Raw genomic sequence first — 3665 nt, 5'->3', positions numbered from 1 at the left:
GACATACCAGGGCTTCTCGGGCGTGCTGCACTTGGTGAGCGCGTCCTGGTACGCCGCCTGGTAGTCGTCCCACCGGCCGCGCTCGTCCACGTCGCCCGGGTTGTACTTCCACTGCTTCGCCGGGTCGGCCAGGCGATCCAGCAGCCGCTGCTTCTGCTCGTCCTTGGAGATGTGCAGCATCACCTTGACGATGGTCAGCCCGTCGGCCGCCTGGGCCGCCTCGAAGTCGTTGATCCGCTGGTAGCGCTGCGACCACTCCGGCTCCGGCACCAGATCGTGCACGCGGACGATCAGCACGTCCTCGTACTGCGATCGGTTGAAGACACCGACCTGGCCGGGCGACGGGAGCGCCCGCTCGATCCGCCACAGGAAGTCGTGCTCGCGCTCCTCGTCGCTGGGCGGGCCGAAGCTGACCGCCTTGAGGCCGGTCGGGTTCATCGAGCCGAGCACCTTGCTCACCGTGCCGTCCTTGCCGCCGCAGTCCATCGCCTGCAGCAGCAACAACACCCGCCGGCGGGAGTCGCCCTCCTTCGCCGAGGCGAAGAGCTTCTCCTGAAACCCGGCCAGCTCGGCGCCGATCTCGGTGACGCGCTCGCGGGACCAGGTCTTCGGATCCTTCTTCACCGCCTTGTCGCCGGGCAGCCCCGGCGTCGAACGTGGGTCCACGTCCGCGAGCCTGAACGAGCCCGGCGACACGGCGAGAAGCTTGCGAAGATCGGTCACGGATTCGAAGGGTAGTCCACTACGTAGACCGGCACACCGACGCGAGTCGTATCGGCCGCGTCTCCGGTGCCGTTGACCACGTGGTCGATGACGCCGGCGCTGAGGTTGACGGTCATGATGTGGTGCAGCTGCACGCCGGGACGCTCCGGCACCTCGAAGCCGTTCTCGGTGTGAATGGCCGGGTTGTTCTGGTTGAAGACGTAGACGCCGGCGCCGTAGAGGCGATGGGTACGCACGTGGTCGCCGACCTTGTAGCCGGGGTAGCCCTCGACGCTGCCGCGCATCCAGTCGGCCTGCGTCGGCGGGTCGTACGGAAGCTCGTTCTGATAGAGCACCGTGGTGCCGCCGTCGCCGTTCCAGGTTGTGTTGTAGCGCTGGAAATGCTCGACGAACAGGCCGGTGGCGGTCACGTTGTCGCCGTTGATGATCGCGCCGTACCGCCCGGTGTTGGTGCGCCAGCGGTCGGTGTCGCCGTTCACGCCCTCGGTGAAGCCCTCGACCCCGTGGTCCGCCCGCCACACCCACGTGTGGTCGATCAGCACGTTGTCGCTGTTCACCTCGAGCGCGACGTTCGTCCGGCCGATGTGCGGGCCGCCGACCCGGAAGTACACGTCGGAGAGTGTGGTCGGGTCCTTCCCGGAGTGCCGGTAGCCGTGGTGGCCGCCCCGGCTGCCGACCTCGAGCAGCACCCTCGACTCGCGCAGCCCCGCGTCGATGGTCACCCCGGCGATCACCACGCCGGGCACGTCCGCCACCTTGAGCGGGGTCGAGCCGTGCACCGCGGTCAGCGTGGCGTGACCCTGGCCGAGCACCACCGTGCCGGGCCGCCGCACCTCGATGCTGCTCGCGATGTCGTAGACGCCGGGCGTGAGCAGCAGGTGCTTGCCGCGGTCGAGCTGGCGGTTGATGTCCCGCACCGAGTCGCCCGGCCGGGCGACGACGAAGTCGCTCAGCGCGATGGTGCGGCCGCCGTCGGGGGTGGAGATGCCGGTGGTCCCGCGCTTGGCGGCGGGTACGCGGACGTTGTACCGGCCGCGGGAGTCGACGAACAGGTACGGCTTCTCGCGGCTGACCGGGGTGGTCGCGAGCGTCGTGTACGGCGGGTTCGGGAAGCCCTCCTCGCTGGGCGCGCCGGCGACGCCGGCGAAGACCTGGTTCCACACGCCGTTGGACCAGCTCTCGACCGAGCTGTTGCGGGTGAGCCACTGCTGCTGCGATCCGTTGACCACGGCGGGCAGGGCGGAGTCGGCGATGAAGCCGCCGCTCGCGTACTGCGGGCCCGCGGTGCAGTAGTCCATCAGCGAGAGATTGCCGCCGGACACCGCGACGCGGCGCATCGAGACGGCTTGGGAGACGGCCCAGAAGTTGGCCGAGGCGCGGCAGCCGTCCTGGCCGAGGGCGTTCACCTGGATGGACAGGTTGGAGACGGTTCGCCAGAAGTTGACCAGGGCCAGGCAGTTGGCGGTGCCGCCCTCGGTGAGGCACCGGTTGTAGACCTCGACCTTGCCGTTGATGACGACGTCGCCGGGTGTGGCGCCGAGGCCGGAGATCTCGGTGTAGTAGCCGACCTTGATCTGGAGTGGCTCCTCGGCCGTCCCGTACGTGCCCGGCTTGAAGAAGAAGGCGTAACGCTGCGTACCCATCTCGTTGTCGACCTGGGCGGCGTATGTCGTGTCCAGGACGGACTGGATCTGGGCGGTCGGCATGCTCGGATCGAAGATGGTGACGTTCGGGCCGAAGCCCCCGCCGCCGGGTCGTGGGTGGGTGGCGGGCGCGGTGCCGGCGGCGGCACCGGTCGCGAGCCCGGTGGCCGCGAGAGCCAGGAATCCGGCCAGGAGGCGGCCGAGTCGGCGGCGAGTGATCATGGGTACGTGCCCTCCCCGTAACCGGTTAGCAATGCACTAGGTCACAGGAAGCGATAGACGGAACGACATGTCAATAGGGAGTCCCGAAACCGGTTCCGGCAATCCGGACGCATTCGTACAAGTGTCCGTAGTTCCGGAACCTAGCTGCCCAAACAGCCACCGTCGTTAGTTGCCCTGGTACAAATACTGCGTGGACGCTCACTTCACCATCGCGCGCGAGATCGTGCTGCGCCTCGGCGGCGAGTTCGACATGGACGCGCGGTCCGAGCTGACCGGCGCCGTGCTCGCCGCGGTCGCCGACCCGGGCGCCGACGCGGTGACCCTCGACCTGGCGGGCACCACGTTCCTCGACTCCGAGGCGCTGGCCGGTGTGATCACCGGGATGAACGCGGCGCGCGCCGCGGGCAAGCCGCTCCGGCTGGTCAACGCGATCGGCACGGTGCGCCGGGTGCTCGACATCGCGGGCGTGCTGGAGCTCTCCGACGGTCACAATCCGTGATCTGACACACGCTGTGCGATGTCCGGCCGGGCAGGCTCAGCAGTACGGGACGGACCGGGCGGCGACCGGTAGGTCACCGGCCCAGAGCCAGCCGCTGCCACGCCTCCCGGTGGCGCCGTCGACCACCTCGCCGTAGATCCACACATCCTGCCGCCGGTGCCGGGCGTAGTGGCCGAAGCACAGCGGGGTCACGGACGACACCGTCGCCACCGAGGTTCGCCAGGCCGGCCGCACCGGACGAGGAACGTCGCGGACCTGGAGGCCGGGCCGGGCCATCCGAGCGACCGGCGCGGCCGCGGGCGCGGCCAGGCCCTGTTTTGGCGAGGCGGGCGCGGCGGGGAGCGCCACGGCGGCAACCACCGCCGCGGCGACGGCCACCGTCCGCGCTCGCATGTCTGAACAGAGCAACGACGGAACCGGATCCGGCGCGTCGGGTTGGTGACACCCCTTCTTCCCGGACGGGCGGGACGCCGGGCCCCCACGCAGAGCCGCCCGGCGTCCGCCGTAGCCCTACCGGGTGGCCCCCATGTCGCGGGCGAACCGGAACAGTTCGACCAGGCCGGCCGCGAACTACAGGG

At 69.8% G+C, this 3665-nt stretch carries 4 protein-coding genes; 1 reads left to right on the top strand and 3 read right to left on the bottom strand.

Features of this window, described 5'->3' with window-relative positions; translation table 11 throughout:
- Both AB0M20_RS32145 and AB0M20_RS32140 read right to left on the bottom strand, forming a co-directional pair.
- Positions 1-723: PPK2 family polyphosphate kinase (locus tag AB0M20_RS32145; RefSeq protein ID WP_364304093.1), on the bottom strand; the 723-nt coding region annotated here is incomplete at its 3' end.
- On the bottom strand, positions 720-2588 hold the full coding sequence (locus AB0M20_RS32140; RefSeq protein ID WP_364304092.1) for an adenylyl cyclase: 1869 nt from the start codon (positions 2586-2588) through the stop codon (positions 720-722). The genes AB0M20_RS32145 and AB0M20_RS32140, both read right to left, overlap by 4 nt.
- A gap of 190 nt (positions 2589-2778) precedes the next feature.
- On the opposite strand from AB0M20_RS32140, the gene AB0M20_RS32135 reads away from it, so the two are divergent.
- Positions 2779-3087, top strand: a complete 309-nt coding sequence (locus tag AB0M20_RS32135) for an STAS domain-containing protein (RefSeq protein WP_364304091.1) — start codon at positions 2779-2781, stop codon at positions 3085-3087.
- Between the two features lie 36 nt (positions 3088-3123).
- Here AB0M20_RS32135 and AB0M20_RS32130 read toward each other — a convergent pair whose 3' ends face one another.
- Positions 3124-3480, bottom strand: coding sequence for a hypothetical protein (locus AB0M20_RS32130; protein WP_364304090.1), 357 nt, complete (start codon positions 3478-3480; stop codon positions 3124-3126).
- Positions 3481-3665: the final 185 nt, after the last annotated feature.

This window comes from Actinoplanes sp. NPDC051633 (assembly GCF_040681735.1).
GTDB lineage: Bacteria > Actinomycetota > Actinomycetes > Mycobacteriales > Micromonosporaceae > Actinoplanes.
Note: the sequence above shows the minus strand (reverse complement) of the source record. Positions and strands in the feature narration are given on the sequence as shown.

Excerpts from the sequence above, each read along its gene's own strand:
- AB0M20_RS32140 (WP_364304092.1), bottom strand. The coding sequence starts at position 2,588 with ATGATCACTCGCCGCCGACTCGGCCGCCTCCTGGCCGGATTCCTGGCT.
- AB0M20_RS32130 (WP_364304090.1), bottom strand. The coding sequence starts at position 3,480 with ATGCGAGCGCGGACGGTGGCCGTCGCCGCGGCGGTGGTTGCCGCCGTG.